Origin of the sequence: Streptomyces spinoverrucosus (genome assembly GCF_006539505.1) — a bacterium.
GTDB lineage: Bacteria > Actinomycetota > Actinomycetes > Streptomycetales > Streptomycetaceae > Streptomyces > Streptomyces spinoverrucosus.
The window spans coordinates 21,682-45,758 of record NZ_BJND01000072.1 but is presented as its reverse complement, the minus strand read 5'-3'; the positions used below and the strand labels follow the sequence as shown (position 1 = coordinate 45,758).

28 protein-coding genes are annotated in these 24,077 nt (G+C 70.6%); 12 read left to right on the top strand and 16 right to left on the bottom strand.

The annotated features are described in order from the left end of the window. Nucleotides 1-20 precede the first annotated feature (20 nt). Entirely contained in the window at nt 21-1,283 is a 1,263-nt protein-coding gene (locus tag SSP24_RS35585) for an MFS transporter (protein ID WP_141314209.1), read from the bottom strand. A 63-nt stretch (nt 1,284-1,346) separates the two neighbouring features. On the opposite strand from SSP24_RS35585, the gene SSP24_RS35580 reads away from it, so the two are divergent. Beyond that, nucleotides 1,347-2,333, top strand: a complete 987-nt coding sequence (locus SSP24_RS35580) for a LysR family transcriptional regulator (protein WP_141314207.1) — start codon at nt 1,347-1,349, stop codon at nt 2,331-2,333. A 20-nt stretch (nt 2,334-2,353) separates the two neighbouring features. On the opposite strand, the gene SSP24_RS35575 is transcribed toward SSP24_RS35580, so the two are convergent. Continuing rightward, nucleotides 2,354-3,112, bottom strand: coding sequence for an alpha/beta hydrolase (locus SSP24_RS35575; RefSeq protein ID WP_141314205.1), 759 nt, complete (start codon nt 3,110-3,112; stop codon nt 2,354-2,356). A 113-nt stretch (nt 3,113-3,225) separates the two neighbouring features. Here SSP24_RS35575 and SSP24_RS35570 point away from each other — a divergent pair, with 113 nt between their 5' ends. Together SSP24_RS35570 and SSP24_RS35565 are read left to right on the top strand one after the other, a co-directional pair. Further along, entirely contained in the window at nt 3,226-4,389 is a 1,164-nt protein-coding gene (locus SSP24_RS35570; protein ID WP_141314203.1) for an adenosine deaminase, read from the top strand. 128 nt (nt 4,390-4,517) lie between these two features. Then, nucleotides 4,518-4,811 carry an ATP-binding protein gene (locus SSP24_RS35565; RefSeq protein ID WP_141314201.1) on the top strand — a complete coding sequence of 98 codons (294 nt, stop codon included), beginning with the start codon at nt 4,518-4,520 and terminating at the stop codon, nt 4,809-4,811. Nucleotides 4,812-4,905: 94 nt separating this feature from the next. Here the strand turns inward: SSP24_RS35565 and SSP24_RS35560 are convergent, their stop codons facing one another. From SSP24_RS35560 to afsQ1, 5 genes are all read right to left on the bottom strand, one after another. Then, nucleotides 4,906-5,109, bottom strand: a complete 204-nt coding sequence (locus SSP24_RS35560) for a PspC domain-containing protein (protein WP_141314199.1) — start codon at nt 5,107-5,109, stop codon at nt 4,906-4,908. Nucleotides 5,110-5,169: 60 nt separating this feature from the next. Continuing rightward, on the bottom strand, nt 5,170-5,751 hold the full coding sequence (locus tag SSP24_RS35555) for a VanZ family protein (protein WP_141314197.1): 582 nt from the start codon (nt 5,749-5,751) through the stop codon (nt 5,170-5,172). Nucleotides 5,752-5,832: 81 nt separating this feature from the next. Continuing rightward, the gene (locus SSP24_RS35550; RefSeq protein WP_141314195.1) at nt 5,833-6,435 is read right to left on the bottom strand and encodes a hypothetical protein; all 603 of its coding nucleotides are present in this window, start codon (nt 6,433-6,435) and stop codon (nt 5,833-5,835) included. Continuing rightward, entirely contained in the window at nt 6,432-8,000 is a 1,569-nt protein-coding gene (locus SSP24_RS35545) for an ATP-binding protein (RefSeq protein ID WP_141314193.1), read from the bottom strand. Before SSP24_RS35545 ends, SSP24_RS35550 begins: the two co-directional genes overlap by 4 nt. Further along, nucleotides 7,997-8,674: a two-component system response regulator AfsQ1 gene (afsQ1, locus tag SSP24_RS35540; protein WP_174864780.1), complete on the bottom strand. Its 678-nt coding sequence runs from the start codon at nt 8,672-8,674 to the stop codon at nt 7,997-7,999. Before afsQ1 ends, SSP24_RS35545 begins: the two co-directional genes overlap by 4 nt. 241 nt (nt 8,675-8,915) lie before the next feature. Between afsQ1 and SSP24_RS35535 the strand changes: the two genes are divergently transcribed. Further along, the gene (locus tag SSP24_RS35535) at nt 8,916-9,659 is read left to right on the top strand and encodes a SigE family RNA polymerase sigma factor (protein ID WP_141314189.1); all 744 of its coding nucleotides are present in this window, start codon (nt 8,916-8,918) and stop codon (nt 9,657-9,659) included. Nucleotides 9,660-9,863: 204 nt separating this feature from the next. Here SSP24_RS35535 and SSP24_RS35530 read toward each other — a convergent pair whose 3' ends face one another. Continuing rightward, complete coding sequence (locus tag SSP24_RS35530) at nt 9,864-10,562, bottom strand: uridine kinase (RefSeq protein WP_373306782.1); 699 nt, start codon at nt 10,560-10,562, stop codon at nt 9,864-9,866. A gap of 88 nt (nt 10,563-10,650) precedes the next feature. Between SSP24_RS35530 and SSP24_RS35525 the strand changes: the two genes are divergently transcribed. Beyond that, the gene (locus tag SSP24_RS35525) at nt 10,651-12,042 is read left to right on the top strand and encodes an FAD-binding oxidoreductase (protein WP_218037131.1); all 1,392 of its coding nucleotides are present in this window, start codon (nt 10,651-10,653) and stop codon (nt 12,040-12,042) included. A 31-nt stretch (nt 12,043-12,073) separates the two neighbouring features. On the opposite strand, the gene SSP24_RS35520 is transcribed toward SSP24_RS35525, so the two are convergent. Continuing rightward, nucleotides 12,074-12,349: a helix-turn-helix domain-containing protein gene (locus SSP24_RS35520; protein ID WP_141314183.1), complete on the bottom strand. Its 276-nt coding sequence runs from the start codon at nt 12,347-12,349 to the stop codon at nt 12,074-12,076. Beyond that, on the bottom strand, nt 12,349-12,846 hold the full coding sequence (locus SSP24_RS35515) for a DUF2975 domain-containing protein (RefSeq protein ID WP_141314181.1): 498 nt from the start codon (nt 12,844-12,846) through the stop codon (nt 12,349-12,351). The genes SSP24_RS35520 and SSP24_RS35515 overlap by 1 nt, the downstream gene beginning before the upstream one ends. A gap of 116 nt (nt 12,847-12,962) precedes the next feature. Between SSP24_RS35515 and SSP24_RS35510 the strand changes: the two genes are divergently transcribed. Beyond that, complete coding sequence (locus SSP24_RS35510; RefSeq protein WP_141314179.1) at nt 12,963-13,559, top strand: class I SAM-dependent methyltransferase; 597 nt, start codon at nt 12,963-12,965, stop codon at nt 13,557-13,559. Here SSP24_RS35510 and SSP24_RS35505 read toward each other — a convergent pair. From SSP24_RS35505 to SSP24_RS35495, 3 genes are all read right to left on the bottom strand, one after another. Then, nucleotides 13,556-14,035: a nuclear transport factor 2 family protein gene (locus SSP24_RS35505; protein WP_141314177.1), complete on the bottom strand. Its 480-nt coding sequence runs from the start codon at nt 14,033-14,035 to the stop codon at nt 13,556-13,558. The genes SSP24_RS35510 and SSP24_RS35505 overlap by 4 nt on opposite strands. A 206-nt stretch (nt 14,036-14,241) precedes the next feature. Further along, entirely contained in the window at nt 14,242-15,909 is a 1,668-nt protein-coding gene (locus SSP24_RS35500) for a hypothetical protein (RefSeq protein ID WP_141314175.1), read from the bottom strand. 289 nt (nt 15,910-16,198) lie between these two features. Further along, complete coding sequence (locus SSP24_RS35495; RefSeq protein WP_141314173.1) at nt 16,199-16,873, bottom strand: PH domain-containing protein; 675 nt, start codon at nt 16,871-16,873, stop codon at nt 16,199-16,201. Nucleotides 16,874-17,021: 148 nt separating this feature from the next. Here SSP24_RS35495 and deoC point away from each other — a divergent pair, with 148 nt between their 5' ends. From deoC to SSP24_RS35470, 5 genes are all read left to right on the top strand, one after another. Then, nucleotides 17,022-17,972 carry a deoxyribose-phosphate aldolase gene (gene deoC, locus SSP24_RS35490; protein ID WP_141314171.1) on the top strand — a complete coding sequence of 317 codons (951 nt, stop codon included), beginning with the start codon at nt 17,022-17,024 and terminating at the stop codon, nt 17,970-17,972. A 5-nt stretch (nt 17,973-17,977) separates the two neighbouring features. Further along, a complete protein-coding gene (locus SSP24_RS35485; RefSeq protein ID WP_141314169.1) occupies nt 17,978-19,414 on the top strand; it encodes an aldehyde dehydrogenase family protein in 1,437 nt (478 codons plus the stop codon). Then, nucleotides 19,407-20,306, top strand: coding sequence for an aldehyde dehydrogenase family protein (locus SSP24_RS35480; RefSeq protein WP_141314167.1), 900 nt, complete (start codon nt 19,407-19,409; stop codon nt 20,304-20,306). The genes SSP24_RS35485 and SSP24_RS35480 overlap by 8 nt, the downstream gene beginning before the upstream one ends. A gap of 110 nt (nt 20,307-20,416) precedes the next feature. Continuing rightward, entirely contained in the window at nt 20,417-20,665 is a 249-nt protein-coding gene (locus SSP24_RS35475) for a type II toxin-antitoxin system Phd/YefM family antitoxin (protein ID WP_141314165.1), read from the top strand. After that, nucleotides 20,666-20,917 carry a type II toxin-antitoxin system RelE family toxin gene (locus SSP24_RS35470; RefSeq protein ID WP_141314163.1) on the top strand — a complete coding sequence of 84 codons (252 nt, stop codon included), beginning with the start codon at nt 20,666-20,668 and terminating at the stop codon, nt 20,915-20,917. On the opposite strand, the gene SSP24_RS43425 is transcribed toward SSP24_RS35470, so the two are convergent. The 3 genes from SSP24_RS43425 to SSP24_RS35455 all read right to left on the bottom strand — a co-directional run bounded on the left by SSP24_RS43425 (nt 20,892) and on the right by SSP24_RS35455 (nt 23,335). Next, nucleotides 20,892-21,452 carry a DUF6415 family natural product biosynthesis protein gene (locus SSP24_RS43425; RefSeq protein ID WP_174864779.1) on the bottom strand — a complete coding sequence of 187 codons (561 nt, stop codon included), beginning with the start codon at nt 21,450-21,452 and terminating at the stop codon, nt 20,892-20,894. The genes SSP24_RS35470 and SSP24_RS43425 overlap by 26 nt on opposite strands. Then, on the bottom strand, nt 21,449-21,673 hold the full coding sequence (locus SSP24_RS35460; protein WP_141314161.1) for a hypothetical protein: 225 nt from the start codon (nt 21,671-21,673) through the stop codon (nt 21,449-21,451). The genes SSP24_RS43425 and SSP24_RS35460 overlap by 4 nt, the downstream gene beginning before the upstream one ends. 477 nt (nt 21,674-22,150) lie before the next feature. Next, nucleotides 22,151-23,335: a helix-turn-helix domain-containing protein gene (locus SSP24_RS35455; RefSeq protein ID WP_141314160.1), complete on the bottom strand. Its 1,185-nt coding sequence runs from the start codon at nt 23,333-23,335 to the stop codon at nt 22,151-22,153. Nucleotides 23,336-23,424: 89 nt separating this feature from the next. Between SSP24_RS35455 and SSP24_RS35450 the strand changes: the two genes are divergently transcribed. Continuing rightward, nucleotides 23,425-23,973 carry a flavoprotein gene (locus SSP24_RS35450; RefSeq protein ID WP_141314158.1) on the top strand — a complete coding sequence of 183 codons (549 nt, stop codon included), beginning with the start codon at nt 23,425-23,427 and terminating at the stop codon, nt 23,971-23,973. Nucleotides 23,974-24,077 lie beyond the last annotated feature (104 nt).

The following is a 24,077-nucleotide window of genomic DNA, read 5'->3' as shown; positions in this document are numbered from 1 at the left end:
CCCGCACCCGCACCCGCCGTCTACACCTGCACCGCAGCCACCCGAGCCGCCCGCGACCCCAACACCGTGATCCCCACAACCCCCACCACCGCCAGCAGCCCAACCCCCACGGTCCCGGCCCAACCCCCCGCATGAAAGGCCATCGCCCCCACCGTGCTCCCCACGCTGGACCCCACGTAGTACGCCGACTGATACAGCGCCGACGCCTGCGCCCGCCCCTGCGTCGCCGTCTTGCTCACCGCCGACGAGGCCACCGCATGCCCCGCGAAGAACCCCGCCGTAATCAGCACCAGCCCCAGCAACACCAGCACCAGCGAGTCGCCCAACGACAGCACCAGCCCCGCCGCCGTCGTACCACCCCCCAGATACAGCGCACCCCGCCGCCCCAGCCGACCAACCAGCCGCCCCGCCGCCGACGCGGACACCGTACCCACCAGGTACACGAGGAAGATCGACCCCACCACACCCTGCGGCAGCCCGAACGGCTCCTCCGTCAGCCGATACCCGATCACCGTGTACACCCCGCCGAACACCGTCATGAACAGCGCACCGATCGCGTACAACCGACGCAGCAACGGATCGCCCAGATGCCCCCGCACCACCCGGAACAGCACCCCCGGCCGCAGCGACCCCGCAGTGAAGTGCTTCGGCGCAGGCAGCAACACCCGGAACGCGACCGCACAAGCAACGGCGAGCACCCCCAGCGCACCGACCGCCACCCGCCAGCCCCACTCCTGCGCGACCCACCCGGTGATGACCCGCCCGCTCATCCCCCCGACGCTGTTGCCCGCGACAAACAGCCCGATCGCCGTGACCAGCGCCTTCGGCCGGACCTCCTCCGCCAGATACGCCGTCGCCGACGCCGGCAGCCCCGCCAGCGCAGCACCCTGCACCGCCCGCAGCACAACCAGCGTGGTCAGCGACCCGGCGAACGGCACCAGCAGCGCCACGATCACCGCCACCGCCAACGACGCCGTCATCACCGTACGACGCCCGAACCGCTCGGACAGCGCGCTCATCGGGATCACGAACAACGCCAGACCACCCGTCGACGCCGCCACCGTCCAGCTCGCCTCGCTCGCCGTCACGCCAAGGTCCCCGGAGATCAGGGGAAGCAGAGCCTGCGTGGAGTACAGCAGCGCGAAGGTGGCCACACCCGCGAGGAAGAGGGCGAAGCTCATCCGACGGTAGCCGGGGCCGCCCGGGGCCATACGAGAGTCGACAACAGGAACGGAAGCAGCGGCGCCCACGGTGGTGGACGCCCCGGTACTGGCGGGAGTCATGCCTCGAAGCTACGTACGCCCCCGCTCATCCGTCCAATGCATGGAATCGCCATAATCGTTCCCATGATGCATCAGCCAAGCTCACAGCCCCGACTGTCACCAACCAGTGACACAAAAGACAGAGAGAAAGAAAGAGAAAAAGCAACGGACGACATCGTCACCCTCCTCGCCCCCCGCCTCGCGTACTTCGCCGGCGTCGCCCGCACGGAGCACGTCACCAGGGCCGCGCACGAGATGAACGTCCCCCAGTCCACCCTCTCCCGCGCCATGGTCCGCCTCGAAGAGGACCTGGGCGTCGACCTGTTCGCCCGCCACGGCCGCACCGTCTCTCTGACCCCCGCCGGCCGCACCTTCCTCACCTCCGTGGAACGCGCCCTCGCCGAGATCGAGCGGGCCGCGGACGAGGTACGCGCCGACGCCGACCCGACCACCGGCAAGGTCGCGTTCGGCTTCCTGCACACGATGGGCGCGGAGACCGTCCCCGGCCTGCTGCACGACTTCCGCGCGGACCACCCCCGGGTCCGCTTCAGCCTGGTCCAGAACTACGGCGAGGCCATGATCGAACGCCTCCGCGCCGGCGAACTGGACCTCTGCCTGACCTCCCCGGTCCCCGACGCCCCCGACCTCGTCGCCCGCCGCCTCGACGAGCAGAAACTCCGCCTCGTCGTCCCCGCCGACCACCGCCTCGCCACCCGCAAACGCATCCGCCTCGCCGAGGCCGCGGAGGAAACCTTCGTCACCCTGGAACCCGGCTACGGCCTCCGGCGCATCACGGACGCCCTCTGCCGCGAGGCAGGTTTCAAGCCGCGCATCGCCTTCGAGGGCGAGGAGGCGGAAACCCTGCGAGGACTCGTAGCCGCAGGCCTGGGCGTGGCCCTCCTCCCACCCCCGGCGGTGGCCCGCCCCGGCGTGGTGGAACTGACGGTCACGGCCCCACGCGCGGCACGCGAAATCGGCGTTGCCTGGCTGGAGGGCCGCCCGGACACCCCACCGGTGGCAGCCTTCAAGAAGTTCCTGCTCTCAAGAAGGGGCAACCTGCTCCCAACCTGATCCTCCTCACGTGGCCGGCGCTACCGCAACGACCGCCCAAACCCCGCAGCCAACGGCATCCGCAACCCCAACGGCGGCGGAGCAGCCAACGCATCCTGAACAGGCCGGGAAAACCCCCGCCCGAACAACACCCCCATCACGAAGTCCGCAGCCAACGCCAGCACTTCATCCCGATGCTGATGCAACCCATGCCGATCCGAATGCACTTCGAACCGGCACACATCCCGATTGACCTTCTTCACCCGCGCCGCATACCGAAACGACAGCTCAGGATCCGTCCGCTCGTCATTCGTGCCGTGCACGATCAACACCCGCCGCCCCACCAACTGTTTCACCGGTTCGGGTGAGGACGCCATATCGTCCTCCGGCAGCCAGGGAGCAATCGCCACCACGGAGTTGACGGCCTCGTGCCCACCCGCGTGCAGCGCCGCCCGCCCGCCCATGTCGATCCCGGCCAGGCAGACAGGGACGTCGCCGTACCGTCGTACCGCCTCGTCCGCCGCCCAGGAGGCGTCCCGCGCCAGATGCGCCTCGCTGCCGTTCCACCCGCGACAGCGGTAGTGCACGACATGCGCGGCCAGCCCCTCCGCGCGCCCCGCGCGTACCAGACGGCGCCCCAATCCCCGTACGGACGCGGCCGCGAGCAGGGGAGACGGCCTGCGGGCGGAGACCTCCTCACCGCCGGGGAGCAGCAGCACCACTCCGCTCACCGCCGTCGGTTCCGGACCGAATGCCCGCCCCAGCCGGGCCGTGCGAACCGGCGTCGCTTGCTGTGCCATGACAGAACAGTCTCAGAAGTGCCGGTGTACGCCACCCGTCCGCACGGTCACCGTTACGTATCGACGGAAACGTCATCCGGGCGATCTACGCGCGTAGGAGTTAGAGTGCGAAAATGACGAGCCAGACTGACCGGATGGGGCACACCCCGAGCTCGGACCAGATCCGCCGGGCACCCAAGGTTCTGCTGCACGACCACCTCGACGGCGGGCTGCGTCCCGGCACCGTCGTCGACCTCGCCCGCGAGACCGGCTACTCCCAGCTCCCGGACTCGGACCCCGACAAGCTCGGTCTCTGGTTCCGCGAGGCCGCCGACTCCGGTTCCCTGGAACGGTATCTGGAGACCTTCTCGCACACCGTCGGCGTCATGCAGACCCGGGACGCGCTCGTCCGGGTCGCCGCCGAGTGCGCCGAGGACCTCGCCGAGGACGGTGTCGTCTACGCCGAGGTGCGCTACGCCCCCGAGCAGCACCTCGAAGGGGGACTGACCCTCGAAGAGGTCGTCGAGGCCGTCAACGAGGGCTTCCGGCAAGGGGAGCGGATCGCCCGCGCCAACGGCCACCGCATCCGCGTGGGCGCCCTGCTCACCGCGATGCGGCACGCGGCCCGCGCCCTGGAGATCGCCGAACTCGCCAACCGCTACCGGGACCTCGGGGTCGTCGGCTTCGACATCGCGGGCGCCGAGGCCGGCTACCCGCCCACCCGGCACCTCGACGCGTTCGAGTACCTCAAGCGCGAGAACAACCACTTCACCATCCACGCCGGTGAGGCCTTCGGACTGCCGTCGATCTGGCAGGCCCTGCAGTGGTGCGGCGCCGACCGGCTCGGGCACGGGGTGCGGATCATCGACGACATCGAGGTCGCCGAGGACGGCAGCGTGAAGCTCGGCCGGCTCGCCTCCTATGTCCGGGACAAGCGCATCCCGCTGGAGATGTGCCCCAGCTCCAATCTCCAGACCGGGGCCGCCTCCTCGTACGCCGAGCACCCGATCGGGCTGCTGCGGCGGCTGCACTTCCGGACGACGGTGAACACCGACAACCGGCTGATGTCGCACACCAGCATGAGCCGGGAATTCGAGCACCTTGTCGAGGCATTCGGTTACACGCTCGACGACATGCAGTGGTTCTCGGTCAATGCTATGAAGTCAGCATTCATTCCATTCGATGAACGGCTGGCCATGATCAATGACGTGATCAAGCCCGGTTATGCCGAGCTGAAGTCCGAATGGCTGTTCCAGCAGACCGCGTCCACCAGGGGATCTGCGGCTTCCGAGGGCTGATCGGGGTTCGCGGAATGCGGGCGGGCCTTCACAGTCCGTCCGCATTTCGATGTTTGCGGGGGCTGCCCACGCCTGTTTACGGTCTTGGACCACTCCCCATTTCACGTCAGTCAAGGACGCAATTCACCATGAAGCAGTCTGCTGCCAAGACCCTCGGTGTCGCCGCCCTCGGTGCCGCCTTCGCCGCCGCCGGTGCGGGTGCCGCGAACGCCGCTCCGGCCGCACTCCCCGACGCCGGCCAGACCCTGGACACCGTCGCCCGGACGCTGCCGACGGAGCACCTCAACCAGACCCTGCCGGGCTCCGCCGGCTCGCTGCTCGCCCAGGGCACGACCGGCCCGGCCGCCACGCTGCTCGGCGGCCTGCCGATGCAGGGCGTGCCCGCGCACGGCACCCCGGTCAACGGCGTCTCGCTGGGCTGAGCCGGACCCCCGTACGTGCCGATGGGGCGCACCCTTGTGCGGGTTGCGCCCCATCGGCGTGTGCCCCTGAGGGAGGGCAGATCCGGGGGTGGGGTCACCAGGCCGTACGCGCCGCCTTGCCCTCCGACGGGAGCAGGATCCACAGCGCGATGTAGAGCAGGAACTGCGGGCCGGGCAGCAGGCAGGAGAGCAGGAAGATCACACGCATCGTCGTCGCGGAGGTGCCGAAGCGCCGTGCCAGCGCTGCGCACACTCCGCCGATCATCCGACCACTGGTGGGGCGGGCAAGGCGGCTCATCGCGGCTCCTTCGTGAGCGTCCGAGGCCTCCCTTCTGGCTGCCTCGTTCTGACATCCACGCTACGGCGACGAAGGGGGCAAAGCGTCGCTCCATGGGGCGATCCCGACCCTGGGAATCGTCGGGGTACGACCCTGAGGGGCGTCCTCCCTGGGAGGCAGCGCCCGGCGCCGGGCCTCCGCCCTGCGACGCAGCCAGTAACGGCCCGCCGGGACGACGGCGACATGGGTCAGGGTCACGCCCGTGGTGTTCAGCAGCAGCGAGTCGACGTCCACGACCTGACCGGGCACGCCGGTCTGCAACAGCTCTATGCCGAGCGAGATCAGCGCCCCGGCGGCGACCGTACGGACCAGGGAGCCGAGCGGCGAGACCCGCAGTCTGCCGCCCACCATCGGCAGCAGGACACCCAGCGGCGCGAGCAGCCCCACTCCGGCGCCGATGCTGCGCGCCGCCTCCGGCCAGCCCAGCGCGAGATCGGCGCGGATACCGGCGAGCGGATGCAGATTGGCGGGCATCACCCAGGGCACGTCCAGCGGACGCAGCGTGTACCAGGCGACGAACGCGAGATGCGCGGCGAGGAGGACACCCCCCGTCACCCGCATGCGGATCGCGGCGCTGCCGCCCCTGGAGCCTTGACGCTGCACGCCCCCCAAGACGCGGTCTTCGGCGGGATCGGTTCCGGGTCGGGACCCCATACCCGGGTGAGGCCTGCGCCACACCTGCCGTCAGCCGCCCGTGACCTCCGTCGACGGCGGATCCGCCTCGCCCGGCCGGGCACGGACGTCGTCAGTGCACTCGTAGCTGCGGGGCGGCGCGGCACCGGGGCCGCCGAGGATCACCGAGCCGTCGCCCTCGGCCGCCGCCGAGTCGGAGAACGTACAGACGATCTGGGCGAGCGCGTACGACGTGAGGTCCTCGGGGGCGTTCGACAGCCGCAGCGTGTCCTCCGGATCCCGCGGCCGCGGCCCGCTCACCGTCGTACCGCCGGGTACGTCCGTGGAGTACCCGGCCTGCTTCTCGGCCGCCGACGGCCTCTTGGCGAGCTCGTCCAGCAGGCCCTGCGCGATCAGCACCCGCCGCTCGGAGTCCTCCGTGCCCTGGGGCACCCGCACCCCGCGGTCGACGGTTACCAGCGACGAACCGCACAGCAGGAACACCTGTACGGGCATCGCGGGCGTGGACTGCGTGGTGATGCCCTGCCCGGCGAGCGAGCAGTGCGCCCGCGACGGCGCCGGGCCGAAGTCCGTCGGCACCTCGGTGGCCCGGATGCCGCAGCCGGCGAGCAGCGCGGCCAACACCGGCACCACCAGCAGACGAGCCTTCCTCACGAGTCCCCCTTCTTCTCCGAGCGCTTCTCCTCCGCCGCCCGCACCATGTCCGACGCGTCCCGCGGCAGCCGCAGCGTGAACACCGCGCCGCCCTCGGGGGAGTTGGCGGCGGTGATGTCGCCGCCGTGGATGTGGGCGTTCTCCAGGGCGATGGACAGGCCGAGGCCGCTGCCCTCGGAGCGCGGGCGGGAGGCGCTGGCCTTGTAGAAGCGGTCGAAGACATGCGGCAGGACGTCCTCGGGGATGCCGGGCCCGTGGTCGCGGACCTGGATGACGACCTCACTGTCCTCCTCCCGCACGGCCACCCGCACCGGCGAACCGCCGTGCTTGAGCGCATTGCCGATCAGGTTGGCGAGTATCACGTCAAGCCGACGCGGGTCGAGGCGGGCGTGGATGCCGCGCTCGGCGTCCAGCTCGACCGCGTCCAGCCAGGCGCGGGCGTCGATGCAGGCGGTGATCTGGTCGGCGACGTCGACGTCGTCCAGGACCAGCCGGGCGGTGCCCGCGTCGAAGCGGGTGACCTCCATCAGGTTCTCGACCAGGTCGTTCAGCCGCCGGGTCTCGCTCACCACCAGCCGTACCGCGGGCTCGATCATCGGGTCGAGGCCGCCGCTCTCGGAGTCCAGCTCCTCCTCCAGCACCTCGGTCACGGCGGTGATCGCGGTGAGCGGCGTGCGCAGCTCATGACTCATGTCGGCCACGAACCGCCGGGACGCCTCGTCCCGCGCGGCCATGTCCGCGACCCGCTTCTCCAGCGCCTCGGCCGCCTTGTTGAACGTCCGGGACAAATCGGCCAGTTCATCCGTCCCCGACACCCTGAGCCGGGTGTCCAGCTCGCCCTCCCCGAGCCGCCGCGCGGCCACCCCGAGCCGGTGCACGGGCTTCAGTACGGTCGTGGCGGCGGCCTGCGCGAGCAGCGCGGAGCCGATCAGCGCGAGACCGGTGGCGATGCCGAGCGACCAGGCCAGCGAGTTGAGGTCCTTGGCCTCCGGCTCCAGCGACTTGACCATGTAACCGGTCGGCCCGCCCCCGATGACCCGGGTGCCGGCCACCAGATACGGGGTGCCGTCGTCGACGATCCGCTGCCAGTACAGGTGGTACGGCGACTTGTTGTTCGAGGTGAGCGGCTGCCGCTTGTTGACGGCCGTGCGCAGCGACTTCGGTACGTCGGCCAGCGCGAAGCCGTCGTTCAGGCCGCCGGAACTGCCGTACACCGCCTTGCCGCTCGCGTCCTCGGCGACCAGGAGCACGCTGAAGCGCTGGCTGCTGCTGGCCATCTGGCCCGCGGTGCGCTGGAGTTCGTCCTGGGTGGGTCGGGCGGGCAGGGCGCCGGCGCGGTTCTTCATCTCCTGCTCGAAGTCGCGCAGCACCGCGTCCTGGGTGCGGGTGAGCACGGCCTCGCGGTTGAGCCAGTAGGCGATCCCGGACGCGGACACCGCGGCCGTCAGCGCCACCAGCCCGAACACGACGACAAGCCGCAGCCGCAGACTGGTGAAACGCAGCGTCGACAGAGCTCCCTTGCGTGCCGCGGCCCAGCCGCGGAGACCGGCTTGCTGATCTGTCACTGAGGCGTATCCAGCCGGTAGCCGACACCCCGCACGGTACGGATCAGCGTCGGGGACGACGGCACGTCCTCGACCTTCGCGCGCAGCCGCTGGACGCAGGCGTCCACCAGCCGCGAGTCACCGAGGTAGTCGTGCTCCCACACCAGCCGCAGCAACTGCTGCCGGGACAGCGCCTGACCCGGCCGCCGGCTCAGTTCGAGCAGCAGCCGCAGCTCGGTCGGGGTGAGCTGCAGGTCCTCGCCGTTCTTCGTCACGGTCATCGCCGCGCGGTCGATGACGAGGCTGCCGAAGGTCGCCGCGTCGTTCGCCTCCCGCTCGCCGCGCCGCAGCACGGCCCGGATCCGCGCGTCCAGCACCCGACCCTGCACCGGCTTGACGACGTAGTCGTCGGCGCCGGACTCCAGCCCGACCACGACGTCGATGTCGTCGCTGCGGGCGGTCAGCAGGATGATCGGCAGCTGGTCGGTGCGCCGGATGCGCCGGCACACCTCGAACCCGTCGATGCCGGGCAGCATCACATCCAGCACGATCAGATCCGGGCGCTGCTCACGCAGCAGCTTCAGACCGTCCTCACCGCTGGCAGCGGTCGCCACGCGGTGTCCCTGGCGCGTCAGTGAGAGCTCCAGGGCCGTGCGGATGGCGTCGTCGTCCTCGATCAGCAACAGGGAAGGCACGGGCTCATTCTGGCCCATGGTGGGTCGGCGTTTCGACACTCGGGCGACTGCGTAGCCGTATCGCTCCTCTCTGTGACCGTGCTGTGGGTGCGCTGCGCACGACATACGACCCGCCCCTGTGACAGGTCTGTGACAGTCGGCGGACACGGCCATGAAGTGGGCTCGGCAAGCTTTTCGGCACAGGCAAGGAAGCAGCACCGAGCAAGGCCGACACCGGCAAGTCCACGACGGGGGGCGCGAGATGAACACGCTGCACGGCACCAGCAACAGCGCAGTGGTCACGCGTCTGCACGACGTGAACGGGGGCCGGGGTTCTGAGAAGTCCGGTGCCGTGAGCGGGCGGGGGTGCGCTCGCGGCACCGGGCGTCAGCACACCGCGTACATGACGGTGGTTGACGGTTTCACGGGGGAAACGCACGGGGGAGCCGCGTACAGGGAGGACTCGGGGGAGAGGCGCTCGCTGACCGAGGCGGAGTTCACCGCCTACGTCCAGGAACGCCGCGCCTCCCTGTACGCAACCGCCTACCACCTCACCGGCGACCGCTTCGAGGCCGAGGACCTGCTGCAGAGCGCGCTGTTCTCGACGTATCGGGCCTGGGACCGGATCAGTGACAAGGCGGCGGTCGGCGGATACCTCCGTCGCACCATGACCAACCTGCACATCAGCGCCTGGCGGCGCCGCAAGCTCAACGAGTACCCGACCGAGGAACTGCCGGAGACGCCCGGCGACACGGACGCGATGCGCGGCACCGAGCTGCGCGCGGTCCTGTGGCAGGCGCTGGCCCGGCTGCCCGAGCTCCAGCGCACCATGCTGGTCCTGCGCTACTACGAGGGCCGCACGGACCCGGAGATCGCGGAGATCCTCGGCATCAGTGTCGGCACGGTGAAGTCCAGCATCTGGCGGTCGCTCCGCCGGCTGCGCGAGGACGAGGTCCTCAGCTTCGGCCGTGACGAGCAGCACGCCTTCGGGGAGCTTGTCGCCTGAAGGTAGGGCCCCAGGGGAAGTACGGGGGAGTACGGGGCCGGGGGGATCACGGGGGAAGTACCGAGGGGGATCACGGGGGAAGCACGGAGGGGGAACACGGGGAACGGGGGAATACGGGGGAGCGGGGCTGGAGGGCCGGGGGGTCCGTCCAGTCCCGCCTTCGTATGTGTCCCGTGTGTGTCTCGTAGGTGTTTCGTGGTGGCGCTACGCCGCCGTACGCGCCGTCGTGCAGCGGCCCGCCGCCGCTGCGGCCAGGCGGCCCATCGCCTCGTCCCGGTCACAGGCGTACGCGCCGAGCGCGGTCTGGCGGGCGACGATGGAGCGCTCGGCGCGCATCAGACGCCAGCCGCGGCGCAGCAGGAACGGCACCGACTTGCGGCCCTCCTTCAGGTCGCGCACGAAGCGGCGGCGGAAGGTGCGCACCGGGCCGCGGCTCAGGCACAGCGCGTCGGCCAGCACACCCAGCGCACGGCAGCGGGTGACGATCTCGGCGGCGAAGATGCCCTCCGCGATGAACAGCGGGGTCCGCCCGATGTCGAGGGTCTCGGCGCCGGTGCGGGCGCTGAGGCCGATGTCGTAGACGGGGATGTTGGTACGGCCCGTGCGGCACAGTTCCTCGATGGCGGCGACGGCCGCGGCCGCGTCCCACGAGTCCGGGTGGTCCCAGTCGATGTCGGAGCTGCCGGTGACCAGCGGCAGCGTCGGGTCGGTGCCCTCCTTGTAGAAGTCGTCGAGCCGCAGGACCGGCAGGCCGGAGCGGGCGGAGAGGAGGGACTTGCCGGAGCCGGACGGGCCGCACAGCAGCACGACCCGGGTGGGTATGGGCGGATGGGAACCCAATGTGTTGTCCTTCTCACCTGCGGTCTCGGGGCGGTCCGGGCGAGGCTCTCGCCCGCCGGGCATCGGGCCATTATCCCTGCTGCCGCCCGGCCCCGGGAGCGTGCGTCACGAGGCGACGGGATCGGTGGGCGGGCGGGCGTACCGTGCCACCGTGGATACTGATCGTCTCGCCCAGCAGCTGTCCGCCGTGGTCGGCCCGGACCATGTGCTGCGCGACCCCGCGCTGCGCGCCTCGTACGAGACCGACTTCACCGGCCGCTACCGTGGCCGGGCCCGGCTGGTGGTGCGGCCCGCCGACACCGCGCAGGTGGCTCAGGTGCTGCGCCGCTGTCATGCGGCCGGCGTGCCGGTCGTGGCGCAGGGCGGGAACACCGGGCTGGTCGGCGGTTCGGTGCCCACGCCGGACGGCGGCGAGGTCGTGCTGTCGCTGCGGCGGCTGGACGGTATCGGAGCGGTCGACACGGCGGTGGGGCAGGTGACCGTGGGCGCCGGTGTGGTGCTGTCCGACCTGCACCGCCGTGTCGCCGCGCACGGGCTGGAGTTCGGCGTCGACCTGGCCGCCCGGGACTCCGCGACGCTCGGCGGGATGATCGCGACCAACGCGGGCGGCGAGCGGGTCGTGCGCTACGGCACCACCCGGGCCAACGTGGTGGGGCTGGAGGCCGTGCTGGCCGACGGGACCGTGCTGAACCGGCTGGCCGGGCTGCCCAAGGACAACACCGGGTACGACCTGACCAACCTGCTGATCGGCAGTGAGGGGACGCTGGCCGTGGTGACGCGGGCCCGGTTGCGGCTGGTGCCGCGGCTGCCGGAGCGGGTGACCGCGCTGGTGGGGCTCGACTCGTTGGAGGCGGCCCTCGATGTGGTGGCGCGGCTGCGGTTGCTGGACTCGCTGGAGCTGGCCGAGTTCTTCATGGCCGAGGGGCTGGCGCTGGTGCTGGAGACGAGCGGGCTGCCCGCTCCGTTCCGTACGGCGTATCCGGTGTATCTGCTGGTGGAGTGCGCGGGGCGACATGATCCGGCCGAGGAGCTGGCCGGCGTACTCGACACGGCGGGGCCGGGGGAGACGGCGGTGGCGCTGGCGGATGCCGACCGGCGGCGGCTGGCCGCCTATCGGGAGCGGCACACCGAGTCGATCAACGCGGCGGGCGTTCCGCTGAAGCTGGACGTGACCGTGCCGCTGGCGGAGCTGCCCGGCTTCGTCGCCGATCTGCCCGGCGTGCTGGCGGGGCGGGGGCGGCCGTATCTCTTCGGGCATCTCGCGGAGGGCAACCTGCACGTCAACCTGCTTCAGGTGGCGGCGGAGGACGAGGAGGCGGTCACCGGCGCGGTGCTGGAGCGGGTGGCGGCCGTGGGCGGGAGCATCAGCGCCGAGCACGGGGTGGGGCGGGCCAAGGCGCGTTATCTGCACCTGAGCCGTTCGGATGCGGAGATCGCGGTGATGCGGTCGGTGAAGGCGGCGCTGGATCCGGCGGGGGTTCTCAATCCGGGGGTGGTGCTGGCGGAGGACACAGCCTTGTTTGGGCGCGACTTCCGTTTGTAATGGACGCTTCTCACTTTGCAATGGACGCTTCTCACTCTTCTCGCCGCGACGGGGTGGCAGCCGAAGTCGGGGCTGCCACCTGCGCCGCCGCCGAAGTCCCCTCCTCGGCCTCCCACCGCAACAGATCCCCCGGCTGACAGTCCAGCACCTCGCACAGCGCGGCGAGCGTCGAGAACCGGACGGCCTTCGCGCGGCCGTTCTTGAGTACGGCCAGGTTGGCGGGCGTGATCCCGACGCGTTCCGCGAGCTCGCCCACGGACATCTTCCGCTTGGCCAGCATCACGTCGATGTCGACGGCGATCGGCATCAGATCACCCCCTTCAACTCGGCCTCCATCCGCGCCGCCTCGACGTCCCGCGCAACGGCCTGCGCCAGCAGCATCCGCAACACCAGCACGATGAGCGCGACGCCCAGCACGGCCACGACGACCCCGCCGATGAGCAGAACGACGCCCGGTGCCACGGCCTCACCCGGCGCGAGCATGTACCCGAAGGCGCTCAGGAGAACGGCGGCCGCACCGATCGCCCAGATCACGACATCGACGTATCGGAACGCGGCGTGCGAGAAGACGGTGCCCCGCTGAACCATGGTCACCAGCCGCCACACACAGACGAGCACGATCTGCACGGTGACGACACCCAGGATCAGCACGACGAGATACACGGCCCGCGGATACGCCAACTCCGCGCCACCCTCCTCCAGATCGGCCCCCACCAACGGCACCATCACGGCCTGCACAAACAGGGACCCCGCCAGCAACACCACCAACACGATCCGCAAAGCAAGCGTCGTCAGCTGTCCCATCGCCTCTCCTTCCATCGACGTACGATAGAAACCTATCGATTCTCGATAGGTGAAGGCAAGTGTCGTCCACCTCGACCCCGCATGCGTCGGCCGTGGCCGCGTGCTTTGATGCGGACATGGAGAGCATCACCCGGCGGCTCCTGACCAGGTGCTTCGGTCGGCCCAGCGGCCCGCTCGGCCGTCTCGGCGGCTGGCTCATGGCCCATGGCAACGCCGCCACCGAACACCATGCCGTCGCGCTCGCCGCCCCCGCCGAACAGGAGGTCGTCCTCGTCATCGGCCCGGGCCCCGGCGTCGGCCTGGCAGCCGCCGCCGAACGCTCGGCCCACGTCATCGGCATCGACCCCTCCGAGGTCATGCGAGCCATGGCCCGCCGCCGCTGCGCCCCGCTGATCACACGCGGCCGCCTCCGCCTCAGCCCCGGCACCGCCGCCCGCACCGGCCGGCCGGACGCCTCCGTCGACGTGGTGATCTCCGTCAACAACCTCCAGCTCTGGCCCGATGTCCCCGCCGCCCTCGCCGAACTCCACCGCGTCCTGCGCCCCGGCGGCCGCCTCCTCCTGTCCACCCACGAGAAGTGGCTCCCCACCGACCTGACCACCCTCGCGGCCACGGCCCACGCCGCCGGTTTCGGCTCCGTCCGCACGTGGACCTGGGAGCCCCCGACCCGCATAACGCCGACGGCGGCGCTGCTGAGCGCAGTGCGTCCCTAGAGCGCAGGTTTCCGGGCCGGTTCCGTCGGCAGGCGCGGTGGTGTGCCCTGCGTCCACACCACGCGGAGCGACGTCGCGGAGATCCGCCAACCCTCGGCTGTCCTGACCAACTCGGTGCTGACCTGACCGGCGGAGATGAAGAGGCTGCCCGAGCCGTCCGCCAGGACGTGGGTGCTCAGCTGGTTGCCGCGAACGGTGGCCTGGTCGCCGTCGACCTCAATGACGGCGTCGGTACACATATGCACCGTCCGGTCGAACAGCGCCATCCCACCCCGGACGTGCTCCAGCAGGGCCTCGCGGCCGTGGACGCTGCCGATGGGCCACTCCGCGGTGACGTCCTCGGTGTGGAAGGCGCGGGCCCAGTCCTCGTCGAAGACGCCCTCGTCCAGAGAGTGCAGGTAACGGCTCATCAGGTCGCTGATGTCGGCTCGGTCGGTCAGATTTCGCAGTCGGCGCTCTATCGCTTCGTTCTCCATGCGCAGCAGCCTGTGACCTCAAGCGCGCTTGAGGTCAAGGGCGTCATCGTCCAGCGCCGATCAGCCGTCGAGCAGCCGCCATGCGGTGAGGGCGAGCCTGGCCCGCGCAGTAGGCGTCCAGCGTCTGCGGAGGACCGAAGCCTAGGCCGGGGTCCCGCCCCCAGCTTCCGTCGTGTGGGCGCGTCCCTTCCGCCGGGCGCCTGGCGTCACCGCGCAGCCCCGGCCCACACCCAGATCACCGCCGTCGTCCACGCCACCGCTAGCGCAGCGGTCAGGGGACACAGTGGTCGCCCCCGCTCCCGCGCCTCGCTCTCCCCTGTGGGGCGCAGCAGCGGATCGGAGTGCATCGCGGTGAGTTCCGCGGCGAGGGCGTCGTACGGATGCGGTCGGCCCAGGATGCGCTGCACACGGCCCCAGTACGGCGCCGACACCGCCCAACTGTCGTCCCGCCAGCGCAGTTTCAACTGGAAGGACTTACGGCGGGCGGTGCGGAAGTCGTCCCAGGGGATGTGGCGCGGCCCGCGCAGACCGTTCAGCCACAACCCGGTGCGGTCGGCGGTGAGACGCCAGCACGACTTCACGACCAGGCGGTACGCGCCGAAGACGCCGAGCACCTCGATGAGCACCGGGTCCCAGAAGCCCCCGTCCGCCTCGGCGAACCAGCCCCAGCACACCCACAGCCCCCACTGCGCCATGAACACGCTGGCCAGCCAGTCCACCCCACCCGCGCGCCACCGCCGTACCGGCACCGCGGTCATCGCCCCGGCGACCGAGTCCCGCAACTCCTGCTCCCGACGCCCATGAGCCCGTGTTCGTTCACGATCCACGGCCAGACGGCGTACCCCCGCCTCGGGCAGCGGCCGCACCGGCCCCGCCGACCGTTCCACGACCGGCGGTTCGTCCGTCCCCTCGGCCGCGCTGACCAGTACTGTCTCGGCGCCGTCGTACGGGGTGCCGTAGAGGACGGCCTCCCGCAACGGGCCAGGTTCGTCGGCGGCCATGCGGTCGAAGAGCTTTTCCAGTTCTTCCTCGTCGGTCTCGTCGTCCGGCTCCCTTCCGACCCTCATCAACGCCACCGTGAACAGCGGTCGCCGCGCCGTCACGTCGTCGGCCGCGAAGATCTCCGTGTCACCGTCGCCGTTCTCTCGCACCAGCACCCGCAACACCGGCACGGGCGCCGCCCCGCGCAGCGCCGCGGCCCGCCGTCGCGCCAGCGCCGCCGAGGCGAGCACGGACAGCGCGAGCAGCACCATCAGCCAGCCGAACGAGAGTTCCGCGCCTCGGTCGCCGGCCACCGTCCAGTGATCAGCGGTGGCGAGCAGTACGGCCCCGCCCGCGCCCAGCACCAGGCCGAGCCCGGCGAGAAACGCCCCGCGCTTCAGCGGCGTCTCCCTGTCCGGCAGCGCGGCGGCCAGGCCTCCCGCCGCCGCAACGGCCGCCTCCCGCTGTCGCCGCCTGGCGGCCAGCCGCAGGCACGCCGCCACCCAGCCGAACGCCAGGCCCGCCACGACCGGCAGAGCGACCTCCCACCGCGCCCCGGGCGTGACGAGGATCAGAGCGACGGCGACGGGAGCAGAGAACGGTACGGCCTCCGGCCGCACCACCACCCACACCACATGCCCCGCCACCAGCGCCGCGACCCACGGCCACAGACCGGCGTACAGCGTCAGCGCGCCGGCGGCCAGTACGGCGACGGCCACCGCCCCGGAGACGTACAGCGCCCGCCACCGCACCGGCACCCACCTTGGCGGCAGGGCCTGCGTCCAGCGGCTCGTCAGGTCCAGGGTCCAGGGGCGGCAGCCGTCGGGTATCGAGGTCGCGGGCAGCGGCAGGGGGAGCGGTCGTGGCAGGCCGGGAGCAGGGTTCGTACGCATGGCTTCCCAGTCGTCAGGGCGGCCGTCATGGCCGGGTGTGGCGTCGCAGCCGGGACAGGCAGCGCAGGCCGAAGCCTACGAAGGGCTGCTGGACGCAAGCGTTCGGGGTGGGCCTGTCCGAGCCAGTCGTTGTCCCATTTTGAGCGGTACGCCCGAGCAGCACCGGGCCTCGCTCAGCAGACGGCCGCCACCCCGCCGAGCCGCAACCCCCCTCAGGACCCGGCCCCGCCCAGCACACTGCCGCGCGCACACCGCCAGGCCGTAACGGGCCCGCCCAGCGGTCCCCCGGCTACCCCGCCGCCAGCAATATCGCCAGCAGCACCGCCCCAGCCACCGCCGGCCCCGCGAGCTCGTACGCCCAGCGCACGGTCACCTCGCCCTGTGCCGTCCGGGCCTTCTCCCGGGCCTCCAGCGTCTGGCGCAGGTCGTGCATGATCCGGTCGCTCTCGGCGCGGACGGGGCCGTCGTGGACGTCGACGTTCGACAGCCCGCCGAGGCCACGGGGATGGGGCTTCCCGCCCCCGGCGGCCTGTGCCGTGCGCCGTGCCTCCTTGCGGGCGGCCCGGCCTCGGGCGCGGAGGGAGACGGGTATCGCCCACAGCTGGTACTTGGCGCCGGCCTTGGTGATGACCTCGTTGGTGTACCCGGAGCGCAGGGAGGCGACCTCGCCCCAGGGCAGCACGATCACGCGGAAGGGGTTGCGCACGCGCAGCCTGTCCTCACCGGCGTACACGGCGGGCCGCACGGTGAAGGCGACGACCAGCGGTACGACCAAGAGCAGCGTGGCGAGCGCCAGCCACGGTGCGCGGCCCTCGCCCATGATGATCGCGTCCCCACCGAGCCAGCCGGCGAGGCCGAGCAACAGGACGCCGCCCACGAGCCCCATGGGCGACCGGTAGATCCGGTCCCGGGTCGTGGGGCGCGAAGGCTGCGGCGCTGGTGACTGCTGGTCCGGGGTCGTCATGCCTTCGATTCTGCCCGACGCCACTGACAGCGCCCATCGCGGTACCTCCACCCGCGGCCGCCCCACGCTCATGCGCGCACCGCCCTCACAGGATGAGCATCAGGGGCTGTACAGCCGCTACGCGCGTAGATATGCTCGTCTGGTGACCATGCCCACCACTGCACACACCCTCACGGACGCGGCGGCCTCCGACAGTACGCTGCGCCGCTTCCTGCACGGGCTGCCCGGCGTCGACGCGGTCGGCCTAGAGGCGCGCGCCGCCTCCCTCGGCACCCGTTCCATCAAGACCACCGCCAAGGCGTACGCGATCGACCTCGCCATCTCGATGGTCGACCTGACGACGCTGGAAGGCGCGGACACCCCGGGCAAGGTCCGGGCGCTCGGCGCCAAGGCGGTCCACCCGGACCCGACGGATCGTACGGCCCCGGCGACCGCGGCCGTCTGCGTCTACCCCGACATGGTGGCCACCGCCAAGCAGGCCGTCGCCGGCTCCACCGTCAAGGTCGCCTCGGTCGCCACCGCGTTCCCGGCCGGCCGCGCCCCGCTCTCCGTGAAGCTCGCGGACGTGCGCGAGGCCGTGGCCGCCGGTGCCGACGAGATCGACATGGTCATCGACCGCGGGGCCTTCCTCGCGGGCCAGTACATGAAGGTGTACGACGAGATCGTCGCCGTTAAGGAAGCCTGCGGTACGTCGGCCCGCCTGAAGGTCATCTTCGAGACCGGCGAGCTGTCGACGTACGACAACATCCGCCGCGCCAGCTGGCTCGGCATGCTGGCCGGCGCCGACTTCATCAAGACGTCGACCGGCAAGGTGGCGGTGAACGCGACGCCCGCGAACACCCTGCTCATGCTGGAGGCCGTGCGCGACTTCCGCGCCCAGACGGGTATCCAGGTCGGTGTGAAGCCGGCCGGCGGCATCCGCACCAGCAAGGACGCGATCAAGTTCCTCGTCCTGGTCAACGAGACCGTGGGCGAGGACTGGCTGGACAACCACTGGTTCCGCTTCGGCGCCTCCTCGCTGCTGAACGATCTGCTGATGCAGCGTCAGAAGCTGGCCACCGGCCGCTACTCCGGCCCCGACTACGTGACGGTGGACTGATCACCATGGCACCTGTATTCGAGTACGCACCCGCGCCCGAATCGCGCGCGATCGTCGACATCGCCCCGTCGTACGGCCTCTTCATCGACGGTGAGTTCGTCGAGAGCTCGGGCGAGGACCGCAACAAGACGATCAGTCCGGCCACCGAGGAAGTACTCGCCGAGTACACCCAGGCCACCGAGGAGGACGTCGACCGCGCGGTGAAGGCCGCCCGGAAGGCCTTCGGGAAGTGGTCGGCGCTGCCCGGCTCCGAGCGCGCCAAGTACCTGTTCCGTATCGCCCGGATCATCCAGGAGCGCAGCCGCGAACTCGCGGTCCTGGAGACCCTGGACAACGGCAAGCCGATCAAGGAGACGAGGGACGTCGACCTGCCCCTCGTAGCGGCGCACTTCTTCTATTACGCGGGCTGGGCCGACAAGCTGGAGCACGCCGGCTTCGGCCCGAGCCCCCGGCCGCTCGGCGTGGCGGGCCAGGTCATCCCCTGGAACTTCCCGCTGCTGATGCTGGCCTGGAAGATCGCCCCCGCGCTCGCGACCGGCAACACGGTCGTCCTGAAGCCGGCGGAGACCACTCCCCTGTCGGCGTTGTTCTTCGCGGACATCTGCCGCCAGGCGGGCCTGCCGAAGGGCGTCGTCAACATCGTGACCGGCGACGGCCGGACCGGCGCCGCCCTGGTCGCCCACCCCGACGTCAACAAGGTCGCCTTCACCGGCTCCACGGCGGTCGGCAAGGAGATCGCGCGCACGATCGCGGGTACGAGGAAGAAGCTCACCCTGGAACTGGGCGGCAAGGGCGCCAACATCGTCTTCGACGACGCCCCGATCGACCAGGCGGTGGAGGGGATCGTCAACGGCATCTTCTTCAACCAGGGCCAGGTGTGCTGCGCGGGCAGCCGACTGCTGGTCCAGGAGTCGATCCAGGACGAGCTGCTGGAGTCCCTGAAGCGGCGCCTGTCCACCCTCCGCCTCGGTGACCCGCTCGACAAGAACACGGACATCGGCGCGATCAACTCCGCCGAGCAGCTGGCCCGGATCACCGCGCTCGCCGACCAGGGCGAGGCGGAGGGCGCCGAGCGCTGGTCGCCGGCCTGCGAACTGCCGTCGTCCGGTTACTGGTTCGCCCCGACGCTCTTCACGAACGTCACGCAGGCGCACACGGTCGCCCGCGACGAGATCTTCGGCCCGGTCCTGTCGGTGCTGACGTTCCGTACGCCGGACGAGGCCGTCGCCAAGGCCAACAACACTCCGTACGGCCTCTCGGCGGGCGTCTGGACGGAGAAGGGCTCCCGGATCCTGGCGGTCGCGAACAAGCTGCGCGCGGGGGTTGTCTGGTCCAACACGTTCAACAAGTTCGATCCGACCTCGCCGTTCGGCGGCTACAAGGAGTCGGGCTTCGGCCGCGAGGGCGGCCGCCACGGCCTGGAGGCGTACCTCGATGTCTGAGAAGTCCGAGAACAACCGTCTGACGGTCTTCAAGACCTACAAGCTGTACGTCGGCGGGAAGTTCCCGCGTTCCGAGAGCGGCCGGGTGTACGAGGTGACGGACTCCAAGGGCAACTGGCTGGCGAACGCACCGCAGGCGAGCCGTAAGGACGCCCGGGATGCGGTTGTCGCGGCGCGCAAGGCGTTCGGGGCGTGGTCGGGGGCGACGGCGTACAACCGCGGGCAGATCCTCTACCGCATCGCGGAGATGCTGGAGGGGCGCCGGGACCAGTTCGTGCGCGAGGTCGCGGACGCGGAGGGGCTGTCGAAGTCCAAGGCCGGGGCCGTGGTCGACGCGACGATCGACCGCTGGGTCTGGTACGCGGGCTGGACCGACAAGATCGCCCAGGTGGTGGGCGGTGGAAACCCGGTGGCGGGCCCGTACTTCAACCTGTCGACGCCCGAGCCGACGGGTGTGGTGGCCGTGGTCGCCCCGCAGGACTCGTCCTTCCTGGGCCTGGTGTCAGTGGTCGCCCCGGTGATCGCGACCGGAAATACGGCGGTGGTGATCGCTTCCGAGAAGGCGCCCCTGCCCGCGCTGTCCCTCGGCGAGGTCCTGGCCACGTCGGACCTTCCCGGCGGTGTCGTGAACGTCCTCTCCGGCCGTACCGCGGAAATCGCTCCGCCGCTGGCCGCGCACCAGGACGTCAACGCGATCGATCTGGCGGGTGCGGACGACGTACTGGCGAAGGAGCTGGAGATCGCCGCGGCTGACAATCTCAAGCGGGTGCTGCGTCCACAGCCTGTGGATTACACCGAGACGCCGGGGATCGACCGCATGACGGCGTTCCTGGAGACGAAGACGGTGTGGCATCCGACGGGGGCGTTGGGGGCGTCGGGGTCTTCGTACTGACCGCAGCCGACTTGGAGGGCCGCGCCTCACCTTTGGGTGGGCGCGGCTTTTCGGTGCTGGAGGTGATGTACCTATTGCCTAGAAGGTTCATCTTGTGAAACCATCTGCGCATGGTAGAGATCGCTATCAGCACTGCCCGCTCCCAGCTCGGCGACCTCGTGCGCCGTGCCGCCCACGGCCGCGAGACCATCGCCCTCACCGATCACGGACACGTCGCCGCTCTGCTCGTCTCCCCCCAGGTCATAGAGGATCTCGAAGACGCCCTGGCGGTCGCGGAGTACCAGCTCAAGAAGGAGCGCGGAACTCTGGGCCCAGGCATCCCGCACGAGGAAGTCGGCAGGATGCTGGGGCTGCGGTAAGTGACATACGAGATCATCTGGGAACCACGCGCCACCGACGCGGCCGTGCGGTTCCTCAAGGACGACCCGACCGGGCTGTCTGCCGTCTACGAGACCGTGGACTCCCTGGCGACCGAACCCCGCCCACGCGGTTCCATCCCCTACGGATCGCAAGATGTTCGCCGCCTCCACGTCGGCGACTACCGGGTCCTGTACATCATCGACGACGACGTGATCCGCATCCTGGTCACCCATCTCGGCCGCACCGCCTGACTGCTGCTGCGGGGGCGGGCGTCCCCGCAGTGGTCGGAGGGTTGCGGCGGAGTTGGTTCCAGTGGTTGCCCAGTCGTCGGCTACGGTCGCAGTGGCTGTCGTCGGTTCTGCAGATCCGGCACTTCGTCGTGTGGATGGCCCAGCGGCGGAAGGCCAGTTGGGCAGGGCTCCAGTGGTCGCCCGTGACCTGCCCGCAGTTCAGGGCCTCGTACTGGCGGCACAGGGCGTCGAGGGAGCGGGCCAGGCGCTGGGCGTGGGCGATGGCGGTGGGCAGGCTGCGGGTGGGCTCGACGCCCATGTGGCGCCGCGCCTCACTGATGCAGGCGAGAGCTGCTGCGCGGGCTTCCGTGTCCTCCGGGACGGCCTGGGTGGCGGTCTCGACGTCGGGGATGGCGAGCATGAGGTGGCCGCGCAGTTGGAGCGTGAGCGTCTGCAGCTCGTCGGGAGTGGGCGGTTCCGCGGTGTCCGCGAGCAGGCGGTGTGCGGTGGTGCGCATGGTCTCGATGTCGAACGGGAGGGGGGTGTTCAGGGTCATGGCAGTTCACCCCTGGAACGGGCGTTGGCGGCGACGGCGGCCCTGAGGCTGTCGGTGGTGGTGACCGGTTTCAGGTTCTGCGGTTTGGCGTCCCACTCCATGCCGCCGCCGGCCGGGCGTAGCTGCACGTATGGGCCCTGGAAGCCCATGACCTTGCCGATTTTCCTGGTGCCGGTGTCCTCGACGGTCTCGCCGAGACGTGGCTTGTACGGCGTCGTCACGAACGTGCCTCCCCAGTCGGCGCGGCCAGCAGGCGAGCGCGCTCCCGGGGCGACAGCACGTAGGCACGTACCAGGGGTCCGGCGTCGCCCGGGGCAGCGGTCGGCTCGGTGATTGGCCACAGGTTCGGGCTCTGCGGCGGCGTGCAGCGGCGAGGAGGGCGGCCCACATCTCGGGGGACGGGTGGCGCGCCGGTTGCGGGGAGTTCGCGGAAACGGCGGTGGTGGAGGCGTGCCTGGCGGGCGTACGGCATCCGAACACGCGGTCTCTCAGCCGGCGAGGGCCCGTGGTAAACGTGGCATTGTCGACGCTCCTCAGCAGCGCTGGCCGGCCCCGGAGTCGTCCGTGCGGATACCGGGGCGCACCTTGCAACGGGCACGGCAAAGCGGCTCGCCGTGCCGTCGTTGACGGGGTGTGAGAACAGCGTGACGCTGCGAGAAGGGCGCAACGCTCACAGGTTCGTGAGCGTTGTGAGCGTGCTACAGGCCGATCCAGGACGCCATGTAGGTAAGCCTCTCCGGCGTCCGCCGGGACAGATGCACCAGGCCGGTGATCGTCTCCCGGGCGACCGGGTGATAGCGGGTCTGCTCCGGCGCGATCCTGCGCGCGTCGACCAGGTGCTCCAGTGCCTTCTGGGTGTACCCGGTCTCCATCTCGGCGCGAGCGCGGTCGATCAGGAAGTGCGCGCGGCGCGAGGTGGCGAGCTGCGGCGGCAGTTTCATCTTGCGGGCCTGCTTGAGCGCATCGTCGTACTGGTGCATCTCGACGGCAGTGGACATCTTGTGCAGGGCGACGTTGGCCGGGCCGAAGCTGAGCCAGTGCACGTCGGAGGCGTCCCCGATGCGCTTCGCGATCCGGTGTGCCTCGCCGATGTGGAGGTCCACGGCCGTCTGATTCCTGGCCCGCGCGGAGATGACCGAGGCGCCGAGGTGCAGCTGCCCGGCGACGGCCAGGGCCTCGCGGGTGTCGTCGGCCTCCCCGACCACAGTGTGACCGGAGGTGATGAGCCGCTTCCCGATGCCGTACTCGCCTTCTCGGAAGTACACCAGGGCGCGCATGTACTGGCGCACGGCCGCCAGGCAGGGATCGGAGGCACGCTGCGCCGCCCAGTCCATGCGGTCCAGGGCGACGGTGGACAGGTCGTAGTAGCCGAGCTTGACGCTGATGTCGTGTGCCGTCCGGTAGGTGGAGGCGAGGGCCTGCCACAGTTCGGTGGACGGCGTCGACCACGCGGTGTGGGTGAGCTCGGCGATCAGGCCTGGCAGCTTGCGGGCGGCGTTGCGCAGATGCGTGGCCCGGACATCTGCACACAACTGGTCCGCTCCGGCGATGAGCTGATCCGCGGGGCGCCCGGTGAGGTCCGGGTTGGGGCCGAGGTCGTACAGGTCGAGCGATTCCCGGATCGGCCGCACCAGTTCGGCGAGACGGTCGCGCTGCAATTCGGTCACGTACGGCTGCCCGGTCAGGACCGTTACATCGATGTTGAGGGCCTTGGCGCAGGCGGCCACGAAGTCCGCTGTGGCGGGGCGGGCCCCGCATTCCACCTGGTTGAGCAGGCTGTAGGAGTAGGGGAGCAGGTTCGCGAACTGCCGCTGCGTGAGCCTGGCTAGCCTGCGCTGCTCCCTGATGCGTGCGCCCGTGTGGTTGCCGTCCAGTGTGGGCATACTGGTCTCCGTTCTCAGCATCCACTTGGAACAGTACCGGCCCCGACTCGCCCGTGAGCCAGGGCGATTGAATGTGGTCGGATGGGCGCATGACGACAACTGACCGGGTGCTGTACCTGTTCGGCTCCGCTGCCCCGCCCGTCTTCGACGTCGCGACTGTGATCCGCGACGCGCAGGCTCGCGGCTTTGACGTGTGCCTCGGTCTCACGCCGACGGCTGCGCGCTGGCTTGCACCGCAGTTGACGGAACTTGAGCGGCTGACCGGTCACGCCGTACGCAGCGAGTACAAGTTGCCCGGCGAGCCGGACGTGTGGCCGAAGGCGGACGTCATCGCGGTCGCGCCGGCCACCTTCAATACGGTGAACTCGTGGGCGCTGGGCCTGACACACGACTTTGTGGTGGGGGTCGTCGCCGAGGGCATCGGGAAGCAGATCCCGATGGTGACGATGCCGTGCGTGAACGCCGCGTACGTGCAGCACCGCCAGTTCGAGCGCAGCGTCACCGAGCTGCGGTCGATGGGCGTTCGGGTCCTGTACGGGGAGGGCGGCTTCGTCCCGAACCAGCCGGGCCAGGGGAAGCCGAAGGAGTATCCCTGGCACTTGGTCCTCGACGCGGCGCAGGAACTCGCCTGGGGGTGATCGCCGAGCGAGTCGGACGCGGGGCGCGTCCTGGCTCGACGGACGATGAGGCTTCGCCGAGTGTTGTCGGCTTCAGTCCTCTTTGGCCGGCGTCTCACTTCAAG

Excerpts from the sequence above, each read along its gene's own strand:
- SSP24_RS35535 (WP_141314189.1), top strand. The coding sequence starts at position 8,916 with ATGAACACGCTGCACGGCACCAGCAACAGCGCAGTGGTCACGCGTCTG.
- SSP24_RS35510 (WP_141314179.1), top strand. The coding sequence starts at position 12,963 with ATGGAGAGCATCACCCGGCGGCTCCTGACCAGGTGCTTCGGTCGGCCC.
- SSP24_RS35565 (WP_141314201.1), top strand. The coding sequence starts at position 4,518 with ATGAAGCAGTCTGCTGCCAAGACCCTCGGTGTCGCCGCCCTCGGTGCC.
- SSP24_RS35570 (WP_141314203.1), top strand. The coding sequence starts at position 3,226 with ATGACGAGCCAGACTGACCGGATGGGGCACACCCCGAGCTCGGACCAG.
- SSP24_RS35515 (WP_141314181.1), bottom strand. The coding sequence starts at position 12,846 with ATGGGACAGCTGACGACGCTTGCTTTGCGGATCGTGTTGGTGGTGTTG.
- SSP24_RS35455 (WP_141314160.1), bottom strand. The coding sequence starts at position 23,335 with ATGCCCACACTGGACGGCAACCACACGGGCGCACGCATCAGGGAGCAG.
- SSP24_RS35495 (WP_141314173.1), bottom strand. The coding sequence starts at position 16,873 with ATGACGACCCCGGACCAGCAGTCACCAGCGCCGCAGCCTTCGCGCCCC.
- SSP24_RS35505 (WP_141314177.1), bottom strand. The coding sequence starts at position 14,035 with ATGGAGAACGAAGCGATAGAGCGCCGACTGCGAAATCTGACCGACCGA.
- SSP24_RS35480 (WP_141314167.1), top strand. The coding sequence starts at position 19,407 with ATGTCTGAGAAGTCCGAGAACAACCGTCTGACGGTCTTCAAGACCTAC.
- SSP24_RS35450 (WP_141314158.1), top strand. The coding sequence starts at position 23,425 with ATGACGACAACTGACCGGGTGCTGTACCTGTTCGGCTCCGCTGCCCCG.
- SSP24_RS35580 (WP_141314207.1), top strand. The coding sequence starts at position 1,347 with ATGATGCATCAGCCAAGCTCACAGCCCCGACTGTCACCAACCAGTGAC.
- SSP24_RS35575 (WP_141314205.1), bottom strand. The coding sequence starts at position 3,112 with ATGGCACAGCAAGCGACGCCGGTTCGCACGGCCCGGCTGGGGCGGGCA.
- SSP24_RS35500 (WP_141314175.1), bottom strand. The coding sequence starts at position 15,909 with ATGCGTACGAACCCTGCTCCCGGCCTGCCACGACCGCTCCCCCTGCCG.
- SSP24_RS43425 (WP_174864779.1), bottom strand. The coding sequence starts at position 21,452 with ATGACCCTGAACACCCCCCTCCCGTTCGACATCGAGACCATGCGCACC.
- SSP24_RS35520 (WP_141314183.1), bottom strand. The coding sequence starts at position 12,349 with ATGCCGATCGCCGTCGACATCGACGTGATGCTGGCCAAGCGGAAGATG.
- SSP24_RS35530 (WP_373306782.1), bottom strand. The coding sequence starts at position 10,562 with ATGCCCGGCGGGCGAGAGCCTCGCCCGGACCGCCCCGAGACCGCAGGT.
- SSP24_RS35560 (WP_141314199.1), bottom strand. The coding sequence starts at position 5,109 with ATGAGCCGCCTTGCCCGCCCCACCAGTGGTCGGATGATCGGCGGAGTG.
- SSP24_RS35485 (WP_141314169.1), top strand. The coding sequence starts at position 17,978 with ATGGCACCTGTATTCGAGTACGCACCCGCGCCCGAATCGCGCGCGATC.
- deoC (WP_141314171.1), top strand. The coding sequence starts at position 17,022 with ATGCCCACCACTGCACACACCCTCACGGACGCGGCGGCCTCCGACAGT.
- SSP24_RS35585 (WP_141314209.1), bottom strand. The coding sequence starts at position 1,283 with ATGACTCCCGCCAGTACCGGGGCGTCCACCACCGTGGGCGCCGCTGCT.
- SSP24_RS35475 (WP_141314165.1), top strand. The coding sequence starts at position 20,417 with ATGGTAGAGATCGCTATCAGCACTGCCCGCTCCCAGCTCGGCGACCTC.